Origin of the sequence: Massilia oculi (genome assembly GCF_017582745.1) — a bacterium.
GTDB lineage: Bacteria > Pseudomonadota > Gammaproteobacteria > Burkholderiales > Burkholderiaceae_D > Telluria > Telluria oculi_A.
The window spans coordinates 1-4,748 of the sequence record NZ_JAFVIM010000059.1 but is presented as its reverse complement, the minus strand read 5'-3'; the positions used below and the strand labels follow the sequence as shown (position 1 = coordinate 4,748).

Sequence of the window (4,748 nt, the reverse complement as noted above, 5' to 3'; positions counted from 1 at the left end):
TTCATGGACACGCGCCGCGAAATCCGGACCGGCATCACCAGGTACAACCAGGGCCTCGAGGCGGACAGCCTGAACAAGACCGCCACCGGCGTGACGAAGATCATGTCGGCCAGCCAGCAGCGCATGCAGATGATCGCGCGCATCATGGCCGAGACGGGCGTCAAGGACCTGTTCAAGCTGCTGCTCAAGCTGGTGTGCAAACACCAGGACAAGGCGGCCACCGTGCGCATGCGCGGCACCTGGGTGCAGTTCGACCCGCGCACCTGGTCGGACGAGATGGACGCGACGGTCAACGTCGGCCTGGGCACCGGCGACAAGGCCGAGACGGTGATGAACCTGCAGATGGTGATCGCCGAGCAGAAGCAGCTCATGGCCTCCGGCTCGCCGATGTTCGACCAGGTGAAGCTGTACAACGCCTACCGCGCGCTGCTCAAGGCGATGAACATCAAGGGCATCGACCAGTTCTTCAACGATCCGAGCACCGTGCAGCAGCCACCGCCCGGGCCGCCACCACCGATGCCCGAGCAGATCCTCGCCGACGCTCAGGTGAAGGCCGAAGAGATCAAGCTGCAGGGCCAGCGCGAGAAGATCGCAGCTGACAAGGAAATGCGGCAGCTCGACCTCCAGATCAAAGGCATCGAGCTGCAGATCAAGGAGCGGGAGCTGGCCTTGAAGGAGGCCGTCGCCCAGCGCGAGCAAGACCGCAAGGACTTCGAGGCCACCAACCGCAAGCCACCGCCGGCGGCGGCACCGGCCGCACCAGGAGCTTTCCATGAATGACCAGCAGTACGCAGCAATCAACCGCGCCGAGGCGGCCAGACGGATCATGACCGATCCGATGGTGGTCGAGGCGTTGCAAACGATCGAGGACGGCATCACGGAGGCCTGGAAAGAGGTACCGCTGCGCGACGTGGAAGGCCGCGAGCACCTGCACCGGCTGCTCCAGGCGAAGCGCCGCTTCGAATCCGTGTTCGAAATCGTCCTGCAGGAAGGGAAGCTGGCCAGCGAGGAGCTGCGCCTCGAGGAAGAACGTAAATCCATCGCCGCACGCATAAAGGAGCGTATTTATGGCACGTAAAACGACCGGTGCACCAGCACCGCAACCCACCGCGCCGGCGCCGGCCGCGGCCGTGCCCGATCTGGACGAATTCATCGCCACCCACGAGCGCGCCGCGCAGGCGGTCGACCTGGTCGTGACCGCGATCAGCCATCCGGACGCAAAGCCGCGGCACCACGTCGGCGTGTACTCGGGCTTCCCCATCACCACCGGCGAGCTGTCGGCGACGTACAGCGACGGCAGCACCCACTGATTCCCCGGGCATGTCGCGCGCCCCTGAGCGCGACCCGAGAAAAGACCAACCCAAGGCCCGCCGCGTGCGGGCTTTTGTTTGGGAGTCACATTCCTTTGGAAGGATGAGCAATGCCCCCTGATCAAGAAAGCATCACCAGCATCGACCAGCTCGCGGCCGCCCTCGTAGCGGACGATTCGCAGGACCAGCAGGCCCCCGATAACGCCCAACCCGACGCGGAGGCGCAAAACGGCGAACCTGATGGCCAGGCCGAGCAGGAAGGCGACCAGCAGCAGCCCGTCGAGGGTGAAGGCGATCAACCGGCCGGCGCGCCGGAATCGCTGGACGACACCGTTGTGAAATGGAAGACCGCGAGCGGTGAAGATTTCGAAGTACCTGTCGCCGAGCTGAAGCTGGGCTACATGCGCGACAAGGACTACCGCCACCAAACGCAGAATTTCGCGCGCGAGCGGGACCAGACCATTCAGCACATCCAGCAGCAGTACCAGGTGGCCGAGACCTTCGCGGCCGACCTGGGCCAGCTGCATGCCGTCAACGCGCAGATCGCAGCGCTCGAGCAGGCGATCCCCACGATCGACCGCAACAGCGACCCGGCCGGCTACGTCGACGTCATGACCCACCTGCAGCAGCTGCGCGAAACGCGCGGCGCCGTCGCCGGTCGCGTGCAGCAGGCGCAGCAACAGCAGCAGGCGCAGCAGCAACAGCAGTTCCAGCAGGCCCAGCAGCGCATGCTGTCCGACCTGCAGACGTCGATCCCTGGCTTCAACCAGGAAATGCTCGGCAAGCTGAGCACCACGGCCCGGGGTTACGGGTTCACGGACGATGAACTGGGCCGCATCACCGACCCGCGCTTCGTCCGCCTGGTGCACGACGCCATGCAGCACAAGACGCTGCAGGCCAAGGCGACCGGTGCGGTCAACAAGGTCAAGGCGGCGCCGGTGAAGCCGGCCAAGCAGTCCTCGACGCCGACGGCGACTGGCCTCGAAATCGAGGTCAAGAAATTCGCCAACAACAAGTCGCTTGGCAACTTCGCCAAGCTCCTCGAAAACACTCTGTAAGGAATAATCATGCCCCAACTGGCAAACTCCATGGCAACCTTCAACGCCGTCGGCCTGCGCGAGTCGCTGGCCAACGAAATCTTCAACATCAGCCCGGAAGAGACCCCCTTCCTGTCGGCGATCGGCAAGGAAAAGGCCTCGGCCCAGTACGAAGAATGGCAGACCGACGCCCTGGCGGCCGCGAGCAACAACAAGGTCGAGCAGGGTAACGAGGCGACCTTCGTCGCGATCACCCCGACCGCGCGCGTCGGCAACCGTATGCAGATCTCGGAAAAGACCTACGCGGTCACCGGCTCGCAGGAAGCAGTGTCGAAGGCCGGCCGCAAGTCCGAAATCGCCTACCAGGACGCCAAGAAGATGGTCGAGCTCAAGCGCGACATCGAATTCGCCTGCCTGCAGAACACCACCGCGATCGCGGCCGCTGCCGCTGTACCTGGCCAGGCGCGCGGCGTGGCCGGCTGGCTGCAGACCAACAACAGCCTGGGCGCGACCGGCGTGGCGCCGAACCCGATCACCAACGTGGCGCCGACCGACGGCACCGCGCGCGCGCTGACCGAGCAGATGCTCAAGGATGTGGCCAAGGCGGCCTGGGACCAGGGCGGCAACCCTTCCCTGCTGTTCGTTCCGTCGGCGCAGCGCGCGGCGGTGTCGGCCTTTACCGGCGGCGCCACCAAGTTCGACAAGACCGAAGACAAGACGCTGAACGCAACCGTGGAGGTCTACGTCGGCGACTTCGGCCGTTACTCGATCATCAACAGCCGCTACCAGCGCTCGCGCGACATCTTCCTGCTGGATCCGGAACTGTGGTCGCTGATGACCCTGCGCCCGATGAAGGGCGAGGACCTGGCCAAGACCGGCGATAGCAAGAAACGCATGATCAACACCGAATGGACCCTCAAGGCCAAGAACGAGGCCGGTTCGGCGGCGATCCGCGACCTGTCGTAATCCATCCACCGCAGCACAACGGAGCCGCCCGGGGCAACCTGGGCGGCTTTTTTCATGAGCAAACGACTTCTCTCCTTCAACGGCTACAGCGCCACCTTCATGCACATGGAGCAGGACGGTAAGGTCGCGATCGAGACCGTCGAGGACGTGTCCCGGGTGGTCGAGCGCGCGAAAGCGCTGCACAACCAGGGCTTCCACCGTACCGGCATGGGTGACCGCCACCAGGCCTCTATTCCGATTTCTGTGCTCGACGCGTGGGCGCGCCGCATCGGCAAGCGCTTCCAGGACGTGATGCAAGACGACTCGCTGATGGACCGCTTCCTGCGCGACCCAGACCACTCCTATTTCGTTATCGACAAAGCGTCGATCTGAGGCCCACATGAAGAAATTCGAAGAAAACCTCGCGTCCCGCGTCAGCGGCGTGCTGCAGCCGATGCTGGGCGTTCAGGTCACCGTGACCGCGTCGAATGGTCTGCTGGCCACGCTCTACGCCGACGACGAGTCGACCGTGCTGGCCAACCCGATGACCACGGACACGAATGGTTACTTCGGCTTCAAGGCGGCGAACGGCGAATACACCCTCATCTTCGCAGGCGCGCAGATCGAGACCTCGACGCGCAAGATCGAGCTGTACGATGCGGATGATGACCCGCCGCTGACGCTGGCGCAGGCTGCGCTACCGACCGCCGCCAGTCGTATCGGCTTTCAACCTGCTGGCGAAGGCGCCATGCCCATGACGGTTGAGAACGCGCTGAACGAAACAGTCAGCGTAAAGCGGTTCGGTGCAGTGGGGAATGGCGTGACGGACGACACGGCCGCGATCCAGAAAGCGATCGACTCGCTGCCAAGCACCGGCGGCCGCGTGTATGTGCCACCCGGTACTTACATGGTCACGACACTTCGCCTTGATGGAACCTTGCGCAACAAGAGCGATGTGACCATCGAGGGGGCAGGCTACGGTAGTCACCTGAAGAAAATGAATCACAGCGACATCGGCACTGCCGAAGGTCGCAAGGGCAGCGTGATTGAGGCGCTTACAGGGCACCGTCATCGAGTACTAAACTTGCGCGTCGAGGGCAACAAGTCGCGCGGTGCAACCAGCGGCACCACCGTGAACCTGTGGAAGCCGAGCACAAGTTATAACTTCAGCACGACGGATGCGTACTCGACGAATCTGGACGGCACGGCCGTCACAACACGTTCGCCGAATCAGCGTACGTTCCGCTTGTTGGTCCCGCATACCAGTGATGCGGCCAACATCCTGACAGATGTCGCACTTGGCCGATGGGAAGAGGTTACTAATCAAAAATATAATGAACTGACCGGCACAGGTTATTACTCCGATTGGGAGTGGGACAATAGTTTCGCCTATTACCACGGCATCTACATGAACGGCACGACTGAGCAAATGCAGGACGTTCTGGTCGAGGGTTGC

Annotated in this window: 7 protein-coding genes; all 7 read left to right on the top strand. The window is 63.3% G+C overall.

Going from position 1 to position 4,748, the window contains the following annotated elements; all coding sequences use genetic code 11:
* Positions 1-780, top strand: a 780-nt coding sequence (locus J3U95_RS27925; RefSeq protein ID WP_441295271.1) for a portal protein, incomplete at its 5' end; no start/stop codon positions are given.
* Positions 773-1,078 carry a hypothetical protein gene (locus tag J3U95_RS27920; protein WP_208281728.1) on the top strand — a complete coding sequence of 102 codons (306 nt, stop codon included), beginning with the start codon at positions 773-775 and terminating at the stop codon, positions 1,076-1,078. The genes J3U95_RS27925 and J3U95_RS27920, both read left to right, overlap by 8 nt.
* On the top strand, positions 1,068-1,310 hold the full coding sequence (locus J3U95_RS27915) for a hypothetical protein (RefSeq protein WP_208281727.1): 243 nt from the start codon (positions 1,068-1,070) through the stop codon (positions 1,308-1,310). The genes J3U95_RS27920 and J3U95_RS27915 overlap by 11 nt, the downstream gene beginning before the upstream one ends.
* A gap of 110 nt (positions 1,311-1,420) precedes the next feature.
* Positions 1,421-2,368: a hypothetical protein gene (locus J3U95_RS27910; protein WP_208281726.1), complete on the top strand. Its 948-nt coding sequence runs from the start codon at positions 1,421-1,423 to the stop codon at positions 2,366-2,368.
* Positions 2,369-2,398: 30 nt separating this feature from the next.
* Positions 2,399-3,313, top strand: coding sequence for a DUF5309 domain-containing protein (locus tag J3U95_RS27905; RefSeq protein ID WP_208281725.1), 915 nt, complete (start codon positions 2,399-2,401; stop codon positions 3,311-3,313).
* 54 nt (positions 3,314-3,367) lie between these two features.
* Complete coding sequence (locus J3U95_RS27900) at positions 3,368-3,685, top strand: hypothetical protein (RefSeq protein WP_208281724.1); 318 nt, start codon at positions 3,368-3,370, stop codon at positions 3,683-3,685.
* Between the two features lie 7 nt (positions 3,686-3,692).
* On the top strand, positions 3,693-4,748 hold a 1,056-nt coding region (locus J3U95_RS27895), incomplete at its 3' end, for a glycosyl hydrolase family 28-related protein (RefSeq protein WP_229520136.1).